This window comes from Polaromonas sp. YR568, assembly GCF_943369415.1.
Classification (GTDB): Bacteria; Pseudomonadota; Gammaproteobacteria; order Burkholderiales; family Burkholderiaceae_C; genus Polaromonas.
On the sequence record NZ_CALRNF020000007.1, the window covers coordinates 57,684 to 79,569 of the forward strand.

At 64.8% G+C, this 21,886-nt stretch carries 14 protein-coding genes and 1 tRNA gene; 8 read left to right on the top strand and 7 right to left on the bottom strand.

Features of this window, described 5'->3' with window-relative positions; all coding sequences use genetic code 11:
- Positions 1 to 119: 119 nt before the first annotated feature.
- From ACLV74_RS06780 to ACLV74_RS06790, 3 genes are all read left to right on the top strand, one after another.
- Complete coding sequence (locus tag ACLV74_RS06780) at positions 120 to 1,964, top strand: autotransporter assembly complex protein TamA (protein ID WP_411878608.1); 1,845 nt, start codon at positions 120 to 122, stop codon at positions 1,962 to 1,964.
- The gene (locus tag ACLV74_RS06785; protein ID WP_411878609.1) at positions 1,964 to 5,941 is read left to right on the top strand and encodes a translocation/assembly module TamB domain-containing protein; all 3,978 of its coding nucleotides are present in this window, start codon (positions 1,964 to 1,966) and stop codon (positions 5,939 to 5,941) included. Before ACLV74_RS06780 ends, ACLV74_RS06785 begins: the two co-directional genes overlap by 1 nt.
- Before the next feature lie 69 nt (positions 5,942 to 6,010).
- A tRNA-Arg gene (locus ACLV74_RS06790) sits at positions 6,011 to 6,085 on the top strand.
- A 146-nt stretch (positions 6,086 to 6,231) separates the two neighbouring features.
- On the opposite strand, the gene ACLV74_RS06795 is transcribed toward ACLV74_RS06790, so the two are convergent.
- Together ACLV74_RS06795 and ACLV74_RS06800 are read right to left on the bottom strand one after the other, a co-directional pair.
- Positions 6,232 to 8,406: an SEC-C metal-binding domain-containing protein gene (locus tag ACLV74_RS06795; protein ID WP_411878610.1), complete on the bottom strand. Its 2,175-nt coding sequence runs from the start codon at positions 8,404 to 8,406 to the stop codon at positions 6,232 to 6,234.
- A gap of 116 nt (positions 8,407 to 8,522) precedes the next feature.
- On the bottom strand, positions 8,523 to 9,536 hold the full coding sequence (locus ACLV74_RS06800; protein ID WP_411878611.1) for a hypothetical protein: 1,014 nt from the start codon (positions 9,534 to 9,536) through the stop codon (positions 8,523 to 8,525).
- A 149-nt stretch (positions 9,537 to 9,685) separates the two neighbouring features.
- Between ACLV74_RS06800 and ACLV74_RS06805 the strand changes: the two genes are divergently transcribed.
- Positions 9,686 to 10,075: a helix-turn-helix domain-containing protein gene (locus tag ACLV74_RS06805; protein WP_411878612.1), complete on the top strand. Its 390-nt coding sequence runs from the start codon at positions 9,686 to 9,688 to the stop codon at positions 10,073 to 10,075.
- A 67-nt stretch (positions 10,076 to 10,142) separates the two neighbouring features.
- On the opposite strand, the gene ACLV74_RS06810 is transcribed toward ACLV74_RS06805, so the two are convergent.
- Positions 10,143 to 10,967 (bottom strand): alpha/beta fold hydrolase, encoded by an 825-nt coding sequence (locus ACLV74_RS06810; protein ID WP_411878613.1) that lies wholly within the window; start codon positions 10,965 to 10,967, stop codon positions 10,143 to 10,145.
- 468 nt (positions 10,968 to 11,435) lie between these two features.
- Positions 11,436 to 11,843 carry a GFA family protein gene (locus ACLV74_RS06815; protein ID WP_411878614.1) on the bottom strand — a complete coding sequence of 136 codons (408 nt, stop codon included), beginning with the start codon at positions 11,841 to 11,843 and terminating at the stop codon, positions 11,436 to 11,438.
- A gap of 202 nt (positions 11,844 to 12,045) precedes the next feature.
- Here ACLV74_RS06815 and ACLV74_RS06820 point away from each other — a divergent pair, with 202 nt between their 5' ends.
- Positions 12,046 to 12,531 (top strand): hypothetical protein, encoded by a 486-nt coding sequence (locus tag ACLV74_RS06820; RefSeq protein WP_411878615.1) that lies wholly within the window; start codon positions 12,046 to 12,048, stop codon positions 12,529 to 12,531.
- 178 nt (positions 12,532 to 12,709) lie between these two features.
- Here the strand turns inward: ACLV74_RS06820 and ACLV74_RS06825 are convergent, their stop codons facing one another.
- Positions 12,710 to 13,312, bottom strand: a complete 603-nt coding sequence (locus ACLV74_RS06825; RefSeq protein ID WP_411878616.1) for a TetR/AcrR family transcriptional regulator — start codon at positions 13,310 to 13,312, stop codon at positions 12,710 to 12,712.
- Positions 13,313 to 13,457: 145 nt separating this feature from the next.
- Between ACLV74_RS06825 and ACLV74_RS06830 the strand changes: the two genes are divergently transcribed.
- The 3 genes from ACLV74_RS06830 to adeC are packed head-to-tail and all read left to right on the top strand — an operon-like array spanning position 13,458 to position 19,282.
- On the top strand, positions 13,458 to 14,645 hold the full coding sequence (locus tag ACLV74_RS06830; RefSeq protein WP_411878617.1) for an efflux RND transporter periplasmic adaptor subunit: 1,188 nt from the start codon (positions 13,458 to 13,460) through the stop codon (positions 14,643 to 14,645).
- 19 nt (positions 14,646 to 14,664) lie between these two features.
- Positions 14,665 to 17,829: an efflux RND transporter permease subunit gene (locus ACLV74_RS06835; RefSeq protein WP_411878618.1), complete on the top strand. Its 3,165-nt coding sequence runs from the start codon at positions 14,665 to 14,667 to the stop codon at positions 17,827 to 17,829.
- 1 nt (position 17,830) lies between these two features.
- Complete coding sequence (gene adeC, locus ACLV74_RS06840) at positions 17,831 to 19,282, top strand: AdeC/AdeK/OprM family multidrug efflux complex outer membrane factor (RefSeq protein WP_411878619.1); 1,452 nt, start codon at positions 17,831 to 17,833, stop codon at positions 19,280 to 19,282.
- 86 nt (positions 19,283 to 19,368) lie between these two features.
- Here the strand turns inward: adeC and ACLV74_RS06845 are convergent, their stop codons facing one another.
- Positions 19,369 to 20,808, bottom strand: a complete 1,440-nt coding sequence (locus ACLV74_RS06845) for an N-acyl-D-amino-acid deacylase family protein (protein ID WP_411878620.1) — start codon at positions 20,806 to 20,808, stop codon at positions 19,369 to 19,371.
- 6 nt (positions 20,809 to 20,814) lie between these two features.
- Entirely contained in the window at positions 20,815 to 21,795 is a 981-nt protein-coding gene (locus ACLV74_RS06850; protein ID WP_411878621.1) for a Bug family tripartite tricarboxylate transporter substrate binding protein, read from the bottom strand.
- Positions 21,796 to 21,886 lie beyond the last annotated feature (91 nt).

Genomic DNA, 21,886 nt, shown 5'->3' on the forward strand with positions numbered 1-21,886 from the left:
ACGCCGCCGGCTTCATCCCTGCTTTCGCCCTCTGTGCGATCTTCCTGGCGCCTTTGGCCGCCGCGCAGACAGCTGCGTCCGCACAAACCCCACAATCCGCTCAATCCGGCACGGCCGCCATGGACAGCACGGCCACCCCGCCCTCCGGCGTCGTGCAGACCGCCCCCGCCCCGCCGGCGCCCCCTGAAAAAGTCGAGCCCGAAAGCACGCCGCAAGGCGCCACCGGCCCGACCAGCGCCCAGCCCGAAGTCACGGCCTTCGACATCGCCGTGCGCGCGCCCGAGGCCATCAAGGAACTGCTGGACAAACACCTGGAGCTGCAGCGCTACCGCGCCGTGACCGACCTCGACGAGGCCGAACTCGCCCGCCTGATCGTGCTGGCCGAGCGCAACGTGCGCAACCTGGTCGGCACGCTGGGCTACTTCAGTCCCAACATCACCATCACGCGCGAAGGCGGGGTCAACCAGCGGCCGACCATCGTGGTGGCCGTGGATCCCGGCCAGCCCACGACCATAGGCACGGTCGCCATCGACTTCGCCGGCGACATCGCCGCATCGCCGGACCCGGCCGCGCAGGCCCAGCGCGCCGACATCCAGCGCGACTGGCGCCTGCCCGCCGGCCGGCGCTTCACGCAGGACGCCTGGGACGGCGCCAAGACCCAGGCCCTGCGCGAACTGGTGGCGCGCCGCTACCCCGCCGGCAAGCTGGCCGGCAGCCTGGCCGACGTGGACGCGCCCGAACACAGCGCGGCGCTCAGCGTCAACCTTGATTCCGGCCCGCTCTACCGCCTGGGCCCCATGCAGGTCACCGGCGTGGAGCGCTACGACCCGGTGCTGGTGCCGCGCCTGGCGCGCCTGAGCACCGGCGCGCCCTACGACCAGAACCAGCTCGTCGAGGCGCAGCAGCGCCTGGCCTCCAGCGGCTACTTCGATTCGGCCTATGTGTTTGTCGACCCCGACAGCGACCCCGAGGCCGCGCCCGTGCAGGTGCAGGTGCGCGAGGCCAGGCTGCAAAAAATCGTGCTCGGCGTGGGTGTGACCACCGACGCCGGCCCGCGCGCCTCCATCGAGCACACCCACCTGCGCGTGCCCGGCACCAACTGGCGCGCCGCCACCAAGCTGCAGATTGAAACCAAATCGCCTTTCGCCCAGACCGAATGGACGTCCATTCCCGATGAGTCCAACTGGCGCTGGCTGGCGCTGGCGCGCGCCGAGCGCGTCGATGACGACACGCTCGTCACCCGCTCCAGTCGCCTGCGCTTCGGCCGCATCCAGTCCGGCGAACGCATAGACCGCAACGTCTACGCGCAATACGACAGGGCCAGCGTCAGCGGCAGCGGCCAGACGGGCACCAGCGCCGCCGACACCGGCGACGGCTCGGCCCTCACCGGCAACTACGTCTGGACGGGCCGCTACTTCGACAGCCTGATCGCCCCCAACAAGGGCTACGGCCTGGGCTTTGAGCTGGGCGCCGGCAGCACCATGGGCGCGCAGCACCTGCCGCTGGGCCGCGTCGTCGGCCGCTGGCTGGGCATACTCCCGCTCGGGAGCGGCCGCATCGCGATGCGCGCCGAAGGCGGCGCCGTCATCGCCAAGGACTCGGCCCGCATCCCAGGCACCCTGCTGTTCCGCACCGGCGGCGACACCACGGTGCGCGGCTACGGCTGGCGCGACATCGGCATCACGCTGGCCAACGGCGCCACCGGCCCCGGCCGCTACATGGCCGTCGGCAGCGTCGAATACCAGCGCCCCATGATGAAAGACGGCCGGCCCAGCGACTGGGAAAACACCTTCTTCATCGACGCCGGCTCCGTGGCCGACAACCCCAAGGACATGCGCGCCTCCGTCGGCATAGGCACCGGCGTGCGCTGGAAAAGCCCCATAGGCCCGCTGCAGATGGACCTGGCCTACGGCGTCAAACCCAAGGCGCTGCGCCTTCACGTCACCGTGGGCTTTGTTTTCTGATGGACACGCCCATCACGCCCCCCGCAATGCCGCCTGAGCCGCCGCGCCCAAGCCGCAAGCCCCGGCGCGGCTGGCGCATCGCCGCCTGGACGCTGGGCAGCATCGCCGCGCTCATCATCGCCATCACCAGCGCCGCCTGGTGGTGGGCCGGCACCGACGGCTCGCTGGCCACCGCGCTGCGCTGGATCGCCCGCTCGCAACCGCTGAGCGCCGAACGCGTCAGCGGCTCGCTGCGCGCCGGCGGCCATGTCGAACAGCTCGTCTGGGAACAGAACGGCCTGCGCGTCGACGTGCGCGACGTCACCCTCGCCTGGCAGCCCTGGTCGCTGCTGCACGGCATCCTCAAGGTCAACCGGCTCGCCGCCGCCAGCGTGCAGGTCACCGACCAGCGCCCGCCTTCCACCACACCCTCGGTGCCGCCCTCCGCGCTCGGCTTGCCGTTGCCGGTGCTGCTCGAAGGCTTCTCGGTCGACCAGCTGCAGTGGACGGGCAAGGCCGCGTTCTCCGCCTCGGCCATCACCGGCAACTATTCCTTCAACGGCCTGGCGCACCAGCTTGAACTGCTCAGCGCGCAGGTGGCGCACGGCCGTTACAGCGGCAAGGCATCCCTGTCTTCGCGGGGCACGCTGCAACTCGATGCCAGCCTGGCGGGCGCGCTCGATGCGCCGCTGCCCGGCGGCAAAACCCCCATCCCCCTGGCCTTCACGGCCACGGCAAAAGGCCCGCTGACCGAACTGCTGGTCAAGGCCGATTTGCAGATGCGCGCCCCAACGCCCGCGCAAAAGGCGCAGCCCCAGGCCAGCGCCACCGCCCGCGTCATGCCCTGGGCGCCGCAGCCGCTGCCGCAGGCCGATGCAACTTTCCGCGACCTCGACGTCGCCGCCTTCTGGCCCGAGGGTCCGCAAACCCAGCTGACCGGCAAAGCCAGCGTGCGGCCCGCAGATACCAGCCCGGTGTCGTCCGCCTCCGCCTGGCTGCTGCAACTCCAACTCGCCAACGCCCAGCCCGGCCCCTGGGACCAGCACAGGCTGCCGATAGACCGGCTCGAAGGCCAGGGCGAATGGCGCGGCGGCGCGGCCCTGGTGCGCACGCTCAAGGCCCAGCTGGGCGGCGGCGAGCTGCTGGCCAGCGGTGAATGGGCCAACACCGATACCGGTACCGGCGCCCAAACCACCACGCCCGCCAGTGGCCCGACGATCCCCGCCTGGAAGCTGCAAGCCACGCTGCAACACGTCAACCCCGCCCTGCTGCACAGCCAGCTCGCGCCGCTGCCGCTGGACGGCAAGGCCGAGGTCCACAGCCAGGGCGCGGCCATTGCGTTTGACGCCAACGTGCAGGCGGCGCGCAACGACGCCGCCAATGCCAAAAGCAATCCGCTGGGCCCGCTGCGCCTGCGCGACGCCAGCGCTACCGGCAGCTGGAACCCCCAACAGGCCGGCGGCACGCTGGTCCTCTCGGCCCTGCGCGTGCGCAGCGACGACGCGGAACTGAACGGCCAACTCGAAGCCCAGCCTGCCGCACACGGCGGCAAAGGCAAGCTCACACTCACCGCACCCGGCGTCGATGCCCAGGTGCAAGGCGAGCTGCGCCCCGCCAGCGGCAAGGGTGACCTGAGCCTGCGCGGCCGCGACATGGCGCAAGCCCTGCGCTGGCTGCAAAAGTTGCCCGGCATGCCCGCCGCGCTCAAATCCGCCTCAGCCGCCGGCAGCGCCGAATTGCAAGCCAGCTGGCAAGGCGGCTGGCAAGACCCGGAATTGCAGGCGCGGCTGGACCTGCCTTCGCTGGACTGGCGCATGGCAGCTTCAACACCTGCTGCGGCCAGCACCGCCCCCACCACGGCAGACGCCAACCTGCTCAAAATCCGCGCCTTCCAGGCCACGCTCTCGGGCCGCCTGAGCCAGGCAAAACTCACGACCCAAGGCCGCGCCGAAGCCGGCACGCGCCGCTACGCGCTGCAGTTGACGGCCGAAGGCGGGCGCGTGGGCGCCGCACGCAACACCCCGCTCGCCGAATCGGCCTGGCAAGGGCTGCTGCAGCAATTCAACGTCAGCGTGCAGGACCCCGCCCTCGGCACCGGAGCCTGGCAGCTCAAGACACGCAATGCCGTGCCCCTCAAATGGACGCCCGCGCGCAACAGCGGCGCGTTTGAAAGCGGCGCCGGCGAGGCGCTGCTGATCGCGCCGGCTTCCGGTGCGGCCGGCGCTTCGGGTGCAACAACCCCCTCGCAAGCCACACTCGCCTGGCAGCCCGTGCGCTGGCGGCCCGGCATCGAACTCGTCACGGCCGGCAAGCTCAGCGGCCTGCCCCTGGCCTGGATAGAGCTGCTGGCAGGCCCGCAAATGGCCGGCGCCGGCCTGGGCGGCACGCTACTGGTCGACGGCGACTGGGACGCCACGCTGGGCGACACCCTGCGCCTCAAGGCCAACCTGGCGCGCAGCAGCGGCGACATCACCGTGCAGGCCGAAACCGCGCAAGGCACCTCGGCGCGCGTGGCGGCCGGCGTGAAAGAAGCGCGCCTCTCGCTGCTCAGCGAAGGCGAAGCCGTCACCCTGGCCCTGCGCTGGGACAGCGAACGCGCCGGCACCGCCGACGGCCAGCTGCGCACACGCCTGGCCCGCGCGCCCGGCGGCGCCTGGGTATGGCCCGGCGACGCGCCCCTGGCCGGCCAGCTGCGCGCCCAGCTACCGCGCATAGGCGTGTGGTCGGTGCTCGCGCCGCCCGGCTGGCGGCTGCGCGGCTCACTCGGCGCCGACGTCGCCATCAGCGGCACACGCGCCGCGCCTCAGCTGGCCGGCGACCTGCAGGCCAACGACCTGGCGCTGCGCTCCGTCGTCGACGGCATCGAGTTCGGCAACGGCAAGCTGCGCGCCAAACTCGACGGCACCCGCATGCGCATTGACGAATTCACGCTGCAGGGCGCCGGCGACAAAGGCACGGGCGGCGTGCTCACGGCCCAGGGCGAAGCCGGCTGGGTCGACGGCAAGCCCCTGGTCCAGCTCAGCGCGAAACTTGAGCGCCTGCGCGCCAGCATACGCACCGACAGGCGCATCACCCTCTCGGGCGAAGTGCAGGCCAGCCTCAAGGGCCAGCAGACCGAACTCACCGGCAAGCTGCTGGTCGACCAGGCCCGCATCCTGCTGCCCGAAGAAGGCACGCCCCAGCTCGGCGACGACGTCGTGGTGCGCAGCACCCGCGGCGCCGCCGCCGGCCAGAAGGCCCCGGCCCAGGCCAGCGGCGACACCGTCGAGCGCGAAGCCCGCCCCTTCAAGCTCGCCGTCGAACTCGACCTGGGCCGCGACTTCCGCATCCAGGGCAAGGGCCTGGACACCCGCGTGCAAGGCACCCTCGCCCTGAGCGGCGAGACCCTGCGCGAGCCCCGGCTCAACGGCACCATCCGCACCGCCGACGGCCAGTACCGCGCCTACGGCCAGCGCCTGGACGTCGAACAAGGCGTGCTGCGTTTCACCGGCGCCATCGACAACCCCTCGCTCGACATCCTCGCCATACGCCCCAACCTCACCCAGCGCGTCGGCGTGCAGATCACCGGCACCGCCCTGCTGCCCCGCGTGCGCCTTTATGCCCAGCCCGAACTGCCCGACGCCGAAAAACTCTCCTGGCTGATCGTCGGCCGTTCCTCCGCCACCGGCGGCGCCGAAGCCGCGCTTCTGCAACAGGCGGCCCTGGCCCTGCTCGGCAGCAAAAGCGGCGGCATGTCAGGCGGCCTGGCCGCCTCGCTGGGCCTGGACGAACTGTCCTACCGCGGCGCCTCCAACAACGCCGACGGCAGCACCACCGAAAGCGCCATCACCCTGGGCAAACGGTTTTCACGCAATTTTTATGCGTCCTATGAACGCACCATCTCCGGCGCGCTGGGCACGCTCTATGTGTTCTACGACCTGTCGCAACGCTTCACCGTGCGCGCCCAGGCCGGCCAGCAGAGCGCGGTGGATTTGATCTTCACGGTGCCGTTCGACTGAGTCGTCTCCCGGGGGGCGGGATGGGCCATCATCCACCGAATACAATCACCGCTTCTCTCCAAGAGACGTGCGGCCATAGTTCAATGGATAGAACGGCCCCCTCCTAAGGGGCAGATAGGGGTTCGATTCCCTTTGGCCGCACCAGGACCTTGCATCAAGGTTTTCAAAGCACCCGTCAGGCTACGCATATTCACGGTTATTCCGCCAATAGTGTTCTCGAAAAACCGGCGGCTTTGGAGCAGAAGCGGACATCCGCCCGCCTGCAAAGACCATCCTGCCGTTATCGTATTTCACAGCAAATGGCACTTTTTGTATTTCAACCCACTACCGCATGGGCACGGATCATTGCGGCCAATTTTCTTACGACTCACCTTCGCGTTCATTAAGGCGGACAACGCATCTCTCACTGGCTGAGGCTGCTGCATATCTCGTGTGTCCTCCTCCATGGACTCGTCCTCCTTCCAAGGAAACGTCACAGAAACACCGAACCGGACACTGCAGTCCTTGGGCCGCATGCATAGTCCGAACCATCGCGCCGCGCGTTCTTTGTATTTGCGCCGTGTGCAATACAGGTTCAATCGACGTAGGGCGATTGCATGGGGTTCATCGTTGAGATGAACCGTCAAACCTGCTTCACCCCTTCCGAATGCGATCGTCATGTCATGGTGCTGGCCGTCACCGCGCGCAAGCGCTGCAAGCCTGTCGATAGCACGACTTGTCGTCTTGATGGTGTCCTCGCTAGCAGCTAGGAGGAGAAACCCGAGGTCGATAGTGGCAGGCTCCGGCCGCGCTTCAATCTCTTTGATGACATCACCCAAGGTAGTCGCATGGTAATGGCGAGTGAGTATTCCTTGCGGTGTGGATTCCCCGTCCATGCCAGCGCGTCGAACAGCCATGGCTATGTCAAGGCCAGCAGAAAAGTCATCATGCAGATGCATCAGACCGGTTTCTGACTCCAGCCATAGATTCTGTTTGAGGTGATAGGCAAGGATTGTCAGTTCCTGGGAAGCCAGCAACTTGTCCCCATAGGTGACGCGTCGATTCAAGTAGCTGAGGAAATGCAGCGGTGACTGGAGCATCTCGGTCATAGCGTCGAGCGCGAAGACGTCCATCACCATCGGTGGCTGCACACGAGCCGCTTTTGTGGTTTTTAGAAAATTTCTGACTTGAAAACTCAATGCCGGGTAATGATCGCTTACGACGCAAACCACATAGATTTCTTCAATCTCGTAGGACAACTCGACTGCCCGACCATCCACCGACTTTAAGACGTAACGGGAATCGCCGAGACACTGGGCACAACCAACTGCTTGGTCATACGCGTCCTGCACGCTCTTCTTGAAGTCGTCTCGAATGACCAAGTCATTGCCCTTTCGAGCTTCAATGGTCAACCGCTTAGACTTCGCCTGAACAACGATAGCTCGGTTCCCCCACACCACTAGCGTGTCAATTTCTCCCGCCTTGACGCCTTTTTCGGCATAAATGTCAACGCCTCGGAATACTCTTTCTGGACCAAAAACTAGAGTAAGTCGCTCAGTCACAAACGATTCCGTGAAGTCACCGCGGTTCTTAGCCAGAGTGCCAGCGTATGTCTTGTCTGGCGCCATCCAGTAGAACGGAGCCTCGTAAAGAGCTTCGGCTAAAGCGTAGGCTTGCAATGACAAGTATTCCCCACTGGGCATCCGCAACAATGGCGTTGCACTGATGACGTTGAAATCATGGAGTGCGCTAAAGCCCACATTGCGCTCTATTTCCGGAAAAGTGAAGGCATCAAGGATGCGCGTAACCAATGTCGCATTCAATCCTGAGTGCGCCGCGACCTCCTCGACCGTTATCGAGAAGAACGGAAGCATCGTCCATTGGTCTGGGTGCAGCGTGCGCATCGTTTCGCGGACTTGGACAAACCGGTTGGCGTGGACCTGTTCGACCCCTGCAGCGACGGCGCTTGCTGTCTGCATGTCGAAGCCGCGATGCTTCTGAAGCCACGCTGCATCAGCTGCATACTTGCGCGCCGCCAGCGCCCGATACTGAAAGTTGTAAGCTGATTCGCCGCTATAAAAGATGGGCTCCCGCATCGCCTCGCCACGCTTGAATGGGTCGAACTTGCCATCCGCTACCGTTTCGGCCGTCAAATCTCTAAAAAACTCGCTGGACATACTGTGATGGAGTTCCTCAAGCAATTGATAGCTGCGATCAGAGCACTCCTGCAAATCCTTCGGACTTGGCAACTCCCAGTCGATCTTTGCCTTGACCATAAGCCCCATCAGCGTATTGATTTCACTGCGAATGAGGCGTGACGGATCGAACATCCTGCGCATATCCGCTTCTTTTACCTTGCCAACGTACGGGATGATGTTGTCTCGAAAGCAGATGTAGGCTAGCGCATGTACGAACCCCGGCTTGGTGCAAAGCAGAGCCAAGTCGGCAAAAATTTCATGCTCAGGCCTAGAAGTTGAAGCTGCCACGCGTCAGAGCATACTCTTAGGTCTTCTTGTGACTGATTGGTTGCGGAAATTTCCGCTTTGGACCCGAAACAGACATAAGACCTCGAAGTGCGGAGTAGTAATTACCGACGCACAGATTACTTAGGTTCACGTAGCTGCTTCAGAATGTCGGTCTTCGTGACCTCTGGCAGCTTGCTCTCATCTAAGACAAAGTCAAAGTTGATGTTGGTCACGCCCGAGCTGTAACTCCATGCACGCATAAAGTCCTCATCTTCACTAAAAATCTGAAACCGACACTCGCTGGCAGGCACACCGTTTGCCAGCTTGAGAGCTGATATCACGTTGTTGATAGAAAACTGGATCAGTTGCAGAAGAAGAATGTCGCGCTCCAGTGACCAATTAACTGAGGTTCTCTGAGAGCGAAGGTGGCGGCCTCCACTTACCTTCAATTTCTCAACCCTGTAGAACATGGAGCCATATTGCGAACCTCCCAGTACGTTCATCGCGGACTCTGGCGCGGGAACGCCCCTGGTCTCCTCAATCCCAATTGCCAACGTGAAGCCACCCGAGCGAGTTCGAAAGCCATGTTTTATGGCGTTGTACTCCTGGTTCACCACTTCGTCTTGCATTTCACCAGCAAGGGCCCCCCACGCCATCCCAAAGCCATTGACGTTGTGTTTATGCTTTTCGGTTCCCGGTTGGCAGTTCTTCAAAACGGCCGCCGACACATCGGTCCAACTAAGAAGCGGCTTTTCCCACCTAGTTATCAGTGAGTCGTCGCCAGTGCTGATCCGTGATACGACCTTTCGCAGTTCTTCTGTCTTGCACCGTGCTATCCACGCATATGGGCAGTCAGGGGCTTGGATAAATGCACCTAGAAGAGAAAACAGCGTCTCGATTCCGTGATGCAAGGCAAGGCGGATAGCAACAGATGCACGCTTTTCGTCCTCCGTCTCCATGTGGGCCTGGAGAACATATGCAAAAAATTCGGAGTCTAAGCCTGCCAGGAAGTCGCGCGTGCGCTCAGCAACGTCGACTTCCCAAAGACAATATGGCTCGTCACCCACGGCGAAAATTGTTGGCTTCATCAACGGCAATGCTACGCGCTCAAGCTGAGCGTGGCCTAGCGAAGCGCCTTTTGCGGCAAGCAACCGCCGCGCCAGAACGGTGGGTCCGGCTTCACGCCGCCAAGGGAAGAGCCTTCCCGGGAGCCCCCCTTGGAGCGCAACTGTGAGACAGCTACTTTAGGCCTCAAACGAACTTTTCAGCGCGAGCCTCATGTGTGTTTTTTCGCCATTTGATGTTCGTTAAATCAATCTTTATCAGCATAATGAATGATTTGACGAACATGAAAGTAAAACAGTCGGCAATACTGACCCCAGACCTCGCGCAAGAAATCACCCATCTCGGCCATCTCCTTGCGCGCTTGCGCCAGGCGCACAAGATCAAGCAGGCCGATGCGGCTTTGCGCGCAGGGTTCTCGCGCAACACCGCCTACCGCCTGGAAAAGGGCGACCCCGGTCTGGCGATTGGACAGGTGCTCCGCTACCTCGATGCCATTGCGCCAGGAGTCACTCTGGCAGATCTGTTGACGCAGGCCGACCCCGCACTGGCTGCCCTGCAGGCCCGGGAATCAACGAAGCGCGTTCGCGACCTGACTGAGGCCGAACTCGAGAAATTGAACTTCTGATTTGAGTGCCATGGCAATCCTTGCAATGCGGCAGGCGCCGGGGCCATCCAGCAGCCGCCTTCATGCGTCAGGACTTCGCGAATGCCAGCAGGTCGGCGTTCAGCTTGTCTTTGCTGGTGTCTCCCAGGCTGTGCGTGCCGCCCGGGTAAATTTTCAGGGTCGCGCCCTTGATCAGCTTTGAAGAGAGCATGGCCGAAGCGCCTATGGGAACGATCTGGTCGTCGTCACCGTGGATGACCAGCGTCGGCACATCGAATTTTTTCAGGTCCTCGGTGAAGTCGGTTTCAGAGAATGCCTTGATGCAGTCGTAGGCATTCTTGTGGCCGGTCATCATCCCTTGCGTCCACCAGGACTGGATCAGCCCCTGGGACACCTTGGCGCCGGGACGGTTGAAGCCGAAGAACGGCCCGCTCGCCACGTCCAGGAAGAACTGGGCACGGTCCGCAAGATACGCCTTGCGAAAGCCGTCGAACACCTCCATCGGCAGCCCGCCTGGATTGGCCGTGGTCTTGACCATGATGGGCGGGACGGCACCCATCAGGACAGCCTTGGCTACCCGCTTCGTGCCGTGACGGCCGATGTAGCGCGCAACTTCGCCGCCCCCCGTGGAGTGGCCGATCATGGTGACGCCTTTCACATCCAGCGCGCTGAAAAGCTCGTTAAGGTCGTCCGCATACGTGTCCATGTCGTTTCCGTGCCAGGGCTGGCTCGACCGGCCGTGCCCGCGGCGGTCATGCGCGATGCAGCGAAAGCCGTTGGAAGCGAGGTGAAACATCTGCGCCTCCCAGGCGTCGGAATTGAGCGGCCAGCCGTGGCTGAAGCTCACGACGGGACCGGTTCCCCAGTCCTTGTAATAGATCTGCGTGCCGTCTTTGGTGATGAACGTGCTCATGGAAATCCTTTCGTGTTGTTCAAGATGAACCGCCTGCCCGGATGAGGTGGCAGGCGAAGATTGTGCGGCGAATGCCGCGACAGGGAAAGTGGCGCCGGGTCCGGGATGGGTTTCATCATTTTTAAAAAGAAATGTTGTAGAGCGATAGCGCTATGTGGCGACCGGAATCTTCGGATCCCATCGTCCTTAAGTGGTAATCGCTCGTGTCGCGAAAGAGAATGGACCCAGCCCGTGTCCACGGGACGACATGGAGAGCGCCGGGTTCAAGAAACACCCTGTCGATCATGGGGTGCCGGCCAAGGTGAGGACGGCGTTTCCCGCCGCCGTCCTCTGGTGCGGCGGCTTCACCAGCCGCGAGGGCGCCCAGGGCGAGCTGGGCATACGGACTTTCCGTGCAATCAGGAAGCTAGGGCTGAATGCACGCTGCCTTGAGTGTGGTGGTGATACGCAGGCAAAGAGATTCACCTCTCATGGCTGGCCATCAAAAGCCTCCAGCTCCGCCGGCAAGGTCACCCATGAAAGACAGCGTCGCGTCCAGATTTGCCGCTGCGGGGCGCCCAGTTCATGCCGCTGCTTCAGCGTGCCGATGCGGAGCGAGTAGGCCTGCGGGTTCTCCACAGCGCAGGCATACAGGGGACTGCCGCAGACCTCGCAAAAAGCGAGCACCCGCTTCGATCCACTGGCCGCGGTCTTGATGTAGGTGCGGGGTGTGCCCTTCACCAGCCGGAAGCCGCTTGCAGGCGCCGGGATATTGGCCCGGAACGCGGAGCCGGATTGCGTCTGGCAGTCGGTGCAATGGCAGACCGTGATGGTGCCCGGCTCGACTTCCGCTTCGTAGTGAATCGCGCCGCAATGGCATTGGCCTTGGACTTTCAATTGCATCTCCTGGGGCCGCGATGGCCGCTTCCTGCCGATGGTATCTGGTCGGGCGGAAGCAAGCCTCTCGCCAGTCGACCACAGAAGCGGCTTCGGTGTGATGCCCTTCGCCGCTTCCTACGCCCGCTCGGGTGCTTTTCCCCTACTTCCACGCAGCAGGCCCAAGCACCATGGATTCAGTACCACCTCCACGGAATGAAACATGAAAGACGACAGCTTGATCTTCTCCGCCCTCATAGGCGCGGTGGCCAGTGCGCGCTCCATGACGCCCATGGCCACCATCGCGGCGGCGCGGCTGCTGGACCGTCGCACGCCGGGGCAGCTTGTGCTGCTGGACCGCCCGCTGTTCAGGAACGGCGCCCTGGCCATGGGTGTGGGCGAATTGTTCGGCGACAAGATGAAGACCGCGCCCGACCGCACGGTGTTTCTGGGGCTGCTGGCGCGGGTGATGAGCGCGGGCATCGCAGGCGCCGCACTGGCGCCGCGTGGCCGTGAGCGGGCCGGCGCCTTGACGGCGGTTGCGACCGCCGTGCCGCTGGCCTATCTGACGCTGGCGGGCCGCAAGCGCGCGATGGCGCGCATGGGCCAGACCCGCAGCGGCCTGATCGAGGACGCGCTGGTGGTGGCCGCCGGTGCGGCGATTGTGGCGCTGGCGGTCAGGCCGTCAAACGGTTTGCAGTCACGATAAGCGCTTCCTGGCCTGGACGACATCAGCACTGCGCAGGTCCAAATGACGATGGATGTTTTTGTAGATCAAGACACCACGCCGTTCGGGCGAATCCTGTCGAAGCCCTGCGACAGGCCGGGGCGAACGGTCGTGAGGATTGGCCGTGTTTCAAGCAAGTCTCCATAATTGCCGCCGGTATTCATGGGGTATACGCATCCATGAAAACCGCCACCGCGCGGTCAACCATCTGTTTGATCTGCTGGCGCGTGTGTGAGGCCGTCACGCCCATCAGGGTGCGATGCTGGGTCTCGGCCGTCAACAACGCCGACAGCTGCATGGCCGCAATCGATGCGTCCGCCTTCTTGAGCCGGCCGCTGTCCATCTCGGACTGAAGGAAAGCCGCGATCAGGTCTTCGCCGCGTTTGGGCCCCAGTTCAAAAAAACTGCGGCCTATGTCGGACTGGCCGGATTGCGCGACCACCATGCGGTATGTACCCGCGGCCTCCGGTGTGCAGACGAATGACAGGAACTTCTCGCCGAAGCGGCGCAGCATGCGCGGCAAGTCGTCGCTGCCGGGCACAAGTTCATCGAAGGCCGGTCCCAGCTGGCGCATTCCGGCGTAGTTGGCGACTTCCAGGAAAAGGTGCTGCTTTGACGGGAAGTAGCCGTACAGCGTGACCTTCGAGCCGCCCATGCGCGCGGCAATCTCATCCATCGACGTGCGTTCGTAGCCCATTTCCTGAAACACCTGCGATGCGATTTCGAGGATGGACTCGCGCTTTGCCTCGGTTTTTACTCTCACGTCAATGCCTTTATTTTGAACTGATGAGTTCATTATCTCTTGACATCAAGAATGGGTCAATTCCTATAATATACTCATCAGTATGTTTATACGGTGATTTTCCTGGATTGATTCCGGCATTTCGCCACGTTCAAGGAGCTTTCCCATGCCTTCGATTCTTTCCCTGCCCCGCGGGGCCGCATTGCCGGTTCTGCTGTCGGTGCTGCTGGCGGCCTGCGGAGACCCGCCGAACGGCGCCCCGCCCGAGGCCTCGGGGCCGCCGCAGGTCAGCGTGCTGGTGGTGCAGCCGCAGCGGTTTGCATTCAACACCGAACTTGCGGGCCGCACCGTGCCCTACCAGATTGCCGAAGTGCGCCCGCAGGTCACGGGCCTGGTCAAGACGCGCAATTTCGAGGAGGGAGGACTGGTGAAAGCCGGCCAGGCGCTGTACCAGGTCGATCCGGCGAGCTACCAGGCCAGCTACGACAACGCCCGTGCCGCCCTGGACAGGAGCGAAGCGAATGTGCATTCGACGCGGCTGAAATCACAGCGCTACAGCGAGCTGGCCGCCATCAAGGCGGTCAGCCAGCAGGACCAGGACGACGCATCGGCCGCACTGCAGCAAGCCGAAGCCGACGTGGCCGGCGCCAAGGCGGCGCTGGAGAGCGCGCGAATCAACCTGGCCTACACGCGTGTCGTGTCGCCGATCTCGGGGCGCATCGGCAAGTCGTCGGTGACGCCCGGCGCGCTGGTCACGGCAAACCAGGCGGCGCTGCTGTCGACCGTGCAGCAGCTGGACCCCATTTATGTGGACGTGACCCAGTCGAGCAGTTCCGTGCTGCGGCTCAAGCATGCGCTGGCGCAAGGCCATCTGAAGCGCGGCGGCCCGGATGCCGCGGTCGTCAAGCTGCTGCTGGAAGACGGCAGCACCTATCCGCTGAACGGCAAGCTGCAGTTTTCCGACGTGACGGTCGATCAGGGGACGGGTGCGATCACGCTGCGCGCCGTGTTCCCCAATCCAAAGGCCGACCTGCTGCCGGGCATGTATGTGCGCGCCGTGGTGGAGGAAGGTGTGAGCGACGAGGCCTTGCTGGTGCCGCAACCGGCGGTCAGTCGCGACGCCACCGGAAACGCCCTTGCCTTTGTGGTCGGCGCAGACGGCAAGCTTGAATCGCGGGCCATTACCACCGGCCGCGCCGTCGGTGACCAGTGGCTGGTGACGGCCGGCCTGAAGGCGGGGGACCGCCTGGTCGTCGAGGGGCAGCAGAAGGCGCACCCAGGCCAGGTGGTCAAGGTCGCCGCGCCGCCGGCCGCACCTGCCAGCGCTCCCGTTGCGCGCGTGGCCGCGAACTGACTTCCAGGAGATTTACACCATGGCTCGTTTTTTCATCGACCGCCCGATCTTCGCCTGGGTACTCGCCATCATCGTGATGCTGGGCGGCGTGATGGCCATCAAGATCCTCCCCATCGCGCAATACCCGACCATCGCACCGCCGGCCATCGCCATCTCGGCCAGCTACCCGGGCGCATCGGCCAAGACGCTGGAAGACACGGTGACCCAGGTCATCGAGCAGAAGATGAAGGGCCTGGACCGGCTGGCTTACATCGCGTCCACCAGTGAATCGTCGGGCGCGGTCACCATCACGCTGACTTTCGAGAACGGCACCGACCCGGACACCGCCCAAGTGCAGGTGCAGAACAAGCTGGCGCTTGCCACGCCGTTGCTGCCGCAGGAGGTGCAGCAGCAAGGCGTGCAGGTCACCAAGTCGGCGAACAATTTCCTGAACGTGCTGGCTTTCGTGTCCAGGGACGGCAAGCTCACCGACGCCGACCTGTCGGACTACGTCGCGGCCAGCGTGCAGGATGCGGTCAGCCGTGTCGAGGGCGTGGGCGACACCACACTGTTCGGCGCCTCGTATGCGATGCGCATCTGGCTCGATCCGGGCAAGCTCAACAGCTTCAAACTGACTCCGCTGGACGTGAAGAACGCGATCCAGGCGCAGAACGCCCAGGTCTCCGCGGGCCAGCTCGGCGGCCTGCCGGCAGTGAAAAACCAGCAGCTGAACGCCACGATTACCGCGCAGACACGGCTGAAGACCGCCGCCGAATTCGAAGCGATCCTGCTGCGCACGCAGGCCGATGGCTCCGCGGTGCGTTTGAGCGACGTCGCCCGCATCGAACTGGGCAGCGAGAGCTATGCCACCGTCGGCCGCTTCAACGGCAAGCCCGCCGCCGGCCTTGCCATCAAGCTGGCGACGGGCGCGAACGCCCTGGACACGGTGCGCGGCATCGACGCGAAGATCGGCGAACTGAGCAAGTTCTTCCCGCCCGGCGTGGAGGTGGTCAAGCCTTACGACACCACGCCTTTTGTGCGCATCTCCATCGAAGAGGTGGTGAAGACGCTGATCGAAGCCATTGTGCTGGTCTTTGTCGTGATGTACCTCTTCCTGCAGAACTTCCGCGCGACGCTGATCCCGACGATCGCGGTGCCGGTGGTGCTGCTCGGCACTTTTGGCGTGCTGGCAGCCTTCGGCTATTCGCTGAACACCCTGACCATGCTGGCGATGGTTCTGGCCATCGGCTTGCTGGTTGACGACGCCATCGTGGTGGTGGAGAACGTCGAGCGGGTCATGAGCGAAGAAGGGCTCTCGCCGCTCGAGGCCACACGCAAATCCATGGGGCAGATCACCGGTGCCCTGGTGGGCGTGGCATTGGTGCTGGCGGCCGTATTTGTGCCGATGGCATTCTTCGGCGGCTCGACGGGCGTGATCTACCGCCAGTTCACCGTCACCATCGTCTCGGCGATGACGCTGTCGGTGCTGGTCGCCATGGTCCTCACGCCGGCGCTGTGCGCCACGCTGCTCAAACCCGTGGAAAAAGGCCACGCGCTGGCGACCACCGGCTTCTTCGGCGCGTTCAACCGCCTGTTCGACCGCGGCAACCGCGGCTACCAGGGCGTGGTGCGCCACATGCTGGGCCGCGGCTGGCGCTACATGGCGGGCTACGCGGTGCTGGTGCTCGCGGTTGGCTTCGTGTTCGCGAAGATTCCCGCCGGCTTCCTGCCGGATGAAGACCAGGGGTCCCTGTTCGCGCTGGTGCAGCTGCCGCCCGGCGCGACGCAGGACCGCACGATGAAGGTGATCGAGCAGGTTGAGCATCACTTCCTGGTGGACCAGAAGGATGCGGTCGATTCGATCTTCACGGTGGCGGGCTTCAGCTTCGCCGGCAGCGGGCAAAACGCGGGTTTCGCCTTCGTCAAGCTCAAGCCCTGGAGCGAACGCACGCGCCCCGGGCTGAGCGCCTCGGCGGTCGCCAGCAAGGCGATCAGCCGCTTTTCGCAGCTGCGCGATGCGACGGTGTTCGCTTTTGCGCCGCCGGCAGTGTCCGAACTCGGCAATGCCAGCGGCTTTGATTTGATGCTGCAAGACCGCGCCAACCTCGGCCATGATGCGCTGATGCAGGCGCGCAACCAGCTGCTGGGTGCATTGATGAAGGAAAAAGGCCTGGTCGCCGTCCGGCCCAACGGCATGGAAGACACGCCCGAGTTCCGGCTGGACATCGACGAGCACAAGGCCGGCGCGCTGGGCCTGACGATGTCCGACGTCAACAACACCTTTTCGGCGGCCTGGGGCAGCAGCTACGTCAACGATTTCATCGACAAGGGGCGCGTGAAGAAAGTGTTCCTGCAGGCCGATGCGCCGTTCCGGATGCTGCCGGGCGACATCGACAACTGGTTTGTGCGCAACGCCGGTGGCGCGATGGTGCCCTTCAGCGCGTTCGCCAAGGCCGGCTGGACCTCAGGCTCTCCGAGGCTGGAACGCTACAACGGCGTGCCTTCGGTCGAGATCCTGGGCATGGCCATGCCCGGCGCGATGTCCAGCGGACAGGCGCTCGACCTGGTGGAGCGCCACGCGGCCAAGCTGCCCGCCGGCATCGGCTTTGAGTGGACCGGCATCTCGCGCCAGGAGCGCGAGGCCGGTGGCCAGGCCATGCTGCTGTACGCGGTATCCATCCTTGTCGTATTCCTGTGCCTGGCGGCCTTGTACGAGAGCTGGTCCATCCCGTTCTCGGTGATCCTGGTGGTGCCGCTGGGTGTGCTGGGTACGGTGATCGGTGCGCTGCTGGCATGGAAGATGAATGACGTCTATTTCCAGGTCGGCTTGCTGACGACCGTGGGCCTGGCGTCGAAGAATGCCATCCTGATCGTGGAGTTCGCGAAGGACTTGCACGCCCGGGGAATGGGCCTGGTCGAGTCGGCGCTCACCGCGGCGCGTATGCGTTTGCGGCCCATCCTGATGACCTCGCTGGCGTTCATCCTGGGTGTCCTCCCGCTGATGCTGGGCAAGGGCGCGGGGGCCGGCGCGCAGAACGCGCTGGGCACGGCCGTGGTCGGCGGCATGGTCTCGGGCACGGTGCTGGCCGTCTTCTTCGTGCCGCTGTTCTTCGTGGTCGTGCGCCGACTGTTCGACAGGAGGCCCAACGCCGTTGCCGCACCGCCGGTGACGCATACCGAAACCCCTTTGCTGGAAGGCCGTTGACATGACCCGCTTGACCTTGATCACCCTGGCCTGCGCGGCCGCCCTGGGCGGCTGCAGCCTGATGCCCACTTATGAACAGCCGGCGCTGCCGGTGCCCGCGGCCTACCCGGCGGCCGCCTCGCCCGGTGGCCCGTCCTCGTCCTCGCCCGTTGACGCGGCCGACATCGGCTGGCGTGAATTTTTTGCCGATGAGCGCCTGCGCCGGGTTGTGGCGCTGGCTCTGGCCAACAACCGCGACCTGCGCGTGGCCGCCCTCAATATCGAGAAAGCGCGCGCGCAGTACCGCGTACAGGACGCCGGCCTGTATCCCGCCGTCAATGCCACGGGCAGCCAAAGCGCCACCCGTACGGCCGACAGTCTGCGCCTGCCGGGCAACCCCGGGATCAGCCGCCAGTACAGCGCGGGCGTCGGCGTCAGCGCCTACGAGGTCGACCTGTTCGGCCGCGTTCGCAGCCTGGGCGCGCAGGCGCTGGAGCAGTTTCTCTCGACCGCAGAGGCGCGCCGCAGCACCCACATCAGCCTGGTGTCCGAGGTGGCAAACGCCTACCTGGCGCTGGGCGCCGACCAGGAGCGGCTGGCCCTGGCGCGCAACACGCTGGCGAGCCAGGGCGAGTCCTACCGGCTCAGCCAGCGCAGCTTTGAGGTCGGGGTGACGTCGGCGCTGGCGCTACGGCAGGCGCAGACCAGTGTCGATACCGCGCGTGTCGACGTGGCGCGCTACACCGCGCAGGTGGCGCAGGACCGCAACGCGCTGATGCTTCTGGTTGGATCGGCGGTACCGGACGAATTGCTGCCCGCCCGCCTGGCCGACTCGCTGAATGCGCTGCCTGAGCTGCCGGCCGGCTTGCCCTCAACGCTGATGCAGCGCCGGCCCGACATCCTGCAGGCCGAGCACCAGCTGAAGTCGGCCAACGCCAGCATCGGCGCGGCACGGGCGGCTTTTTTTCCGCGTATCAGCCTGACCGCATCGGCCGGCTCGTCCAGCGCCGACTTGTCGGGCCTGTTTCAGGGCGGCTCAGGCACCTGGAGCTTCCTGCCGCAGATATCGCTGCCGATTTTTGATGGAGGCGCCAACCGCGCCAACCTTGACGTGGCAAAAATCACCCGCGAGATCAACGTTGCCCAGTACGAAAAGGCGATACAGACCGCGTTCCGTGAGGTGTCGGATGCGCTGGCGCAGCGCAGCACGCTCGGCGACCAGCTGGAGGCGCAGCAGTCCCTGGTGAACGCCACGGCCGAGAGCGAGGCGCTGTCGCGCGCCCGCTTCTCGCATGGCATAGACAGCTACCTTGCCGTGCTTGATTCCCAGCGCTCGCTCTACAGCGCGCAGCAGAACCTGATAGGAATGCGGCTTTCGCGAATGTCGAACCTGGTCACGCTGTACAAGGTGCTGGGCGGCGGCTGGTCCGAGGGCCGTGCCGGCGGCATCGCGGCGACAGGGCCGGGTGGTTGACCTGGTGATCTCGTGATGCGGGCCTCACAGGCACGGATTGACGTTCTTTGGCGAAGTCGGCACGCTGCCGGCAGCATGCGGCGCCCTCATGCAAGCGCACCTTGCCTGCGCAGCACCCGGCCGGCATCCACGTTGACGCTGACACCGTCGCGGCAGGCAAGCCGGCCGTTGACGAAGACGGCGGCTATGCCCGAGCTGACTTCGGTGGGGTGCTCGTAACTGGCGTTGGCCGCGACGCGGTGTTCGTCGAAGATGACGATGTCGGCGTGATGGCCGGGCGCCAGGGTTCCGCGGCCGACGAGGCCGAAGCGCCTGGCGCTGAGTCCGGTCATTTTGTAAATGGCGGCCTCTAGCGGGAACAGCTTTCTTTCCCGCACGTAATGCCCCAGCACGCGGGGGAAAGTCCCCCACAGACGCGGATGCGGGCGCACGTCGTGCGCCAGGCCGTCCGAACCTATCATGGCCATAGGGTGGCTCAGGATGCGGCTGACGTCGTCCTCGCTCATCGCGAAGTAGATGGCGCCGGCCGGCTGCAATGCCCGCGCCACTTCTTCCTCGGTCTGGTTTCTCTCGCGCGCCAGCTCTTTCAGGGAGCGGCCGGCAACACCGGGCTCGGCCCCGGACCAGGTCACCAGCACGTCGCTGGACTGCTTCACGCGGGAGGGCAGCAGCATGGTGGACGAGGCGTTGTAGGGATAGCAGTCGAAGCAGACCGACTGCCCTCGCGCCGCCTGCTCCAGCATCGCCAATGTCTGCACGGAGCGGCCGTGGTTGGCCGTGCCGACCAGCTTGTGGTGGGAAATGACGGTGGCCACACCCAGTTCGCGGCCTATGTGCAGGGCCTCGCGCAAGGCCTCGTCGATGGCGTCGCCTTCATCGCGGATGTGCATGGCCACGATGCCGCCGGCGGCCTTGAGCTGCGCGCCCACGGCAATCACTTCTTCAGCGGTGGCGGCTTTCGCGGGCGGATAGTACAAGCCCGTCGACAGCCCGATGGCGCCCGCGGCCAGTGCGCGGGCCAGTTCCGCCGCCATGCCCGCCGATTCCGCGCGGGTGGCCGGCCTTTCAAGGTCGGCCATGTACTTGACCCGCAGCGTGGAATGGCCCACCAGGCAGGCGACGTTGACGGCCAGGGGAGACGCGTCGAGCGCATCCAGGTAGGCCGCGAAATCCGGGTAGATCCAGCCGTCCGCTCCCAGGATGTCCAGGGGCGGCGGCGGATTTGCCGTCTCCAGCGGGGCAAGGCTGACGCCGCAGTTGCCCGCCACCACCGTCGTCACGCCCTGCGACAACTTGGGGTGGGCCCCCGCCGTGGGCGTGAGCAGCAGGCGGTCGTCGTGGGTGTGCACGTCGATAAAACCCGGCGCGACGATGCGCCCGTGCGCGCTGACCCGCCCGCCGGCCGGCTCGGCCGACAGGTCGCCGATGGAGAGGATTTTTCCCCGGGACACACCGAGGTCGGCGCGCACCCGGGCGGCGCCCGTCCCGTCGATCAGTTCGCCGCCTTCAATGATGAGATCGAACATGCGGGTTCAATCCACCTGCACGCCGGCGCGCTTGACGACCTCAGCCCACATGCGCGTCTCGCGCAGGGCGCGGTCAAACAGGCGGTCTGGCGAGCCTATGGTGGTCTCGAAGGAAATGGCGGCATAGCGCTCATTCACCGCGGCATTGCCCAGCACCTTGTTGATGTCGCCATTGAGCCGCATGACGATGTCGCGCGGCGTGCCGGCCGGCGCGACAATGCCGCCCCAGGCCGTCGTTTCATAACCCTTGACGAACTCGCCGATGGCGGGCACGTCGGGAAACAGCGGGCTGCGCGCCCGGCCTGAAACGCCGAGCGCCTTGATGCGCCCGTTCTTGATGTGCGGCGCGATGGACGACAGGTTGTCGAACATCAGGTCGACCTGGCCGCCCATCAGGTCCTGGATGGCCTGCGGGCTGCCGCGGTAAGGCACGTGGGTCATGAAGATGCCGGTCATGCTCTTGAAGAGTTCACCGCCCAGGTGGCCGGTGGTGCCGTTGCCGGGCGACGCCATGGTGAGCTTGCCGGGCCTGGACTTTGCCAGCGCGATCAACCCGGCCACGTCCTTCACGCCCAGGTCGTTCCTGACGACGAGCGCGTTCTGGACATATCCCAGCAGCGCCACGGGCAGCAGTTGCTTCTCGGGATCGTAGGGAAGTTTCGCGAAAAGCGATTTGTTGATCGCCAGCGTGCCCACATTGCCGTAGCCCAGCGTGTAGCCGTCGGGCGCCGCGCGCACGATCTCCTGCATGCCGATGTTGCCGCTTGCGCCGGGCTTGTTGTCGATCACAAAAGGCTGTCCCAGGCTCTTCATCAATTCGCTGGTCAGGATGCGGCAGATGTTGTCGGGCGAGCCGCCGGCGGCAGAGGGAACGATCAGGCGGATGGGCCGGTCCGGCCAGGCCGCGCGTGCCAGCAGGGGCGATGAGGCCATCACGGCAGCCCCCAGTTTGAGGAGCGTTCGCCGCTGGGTCCGGTATTCGTTCATGGAGGCCACCTTGGGTTGAGCAATGAGGAAACCGAATGATGCGTGGACAAACCCTCGGCTACAAACGACAATTTCTGCGTCTTCCATGTTT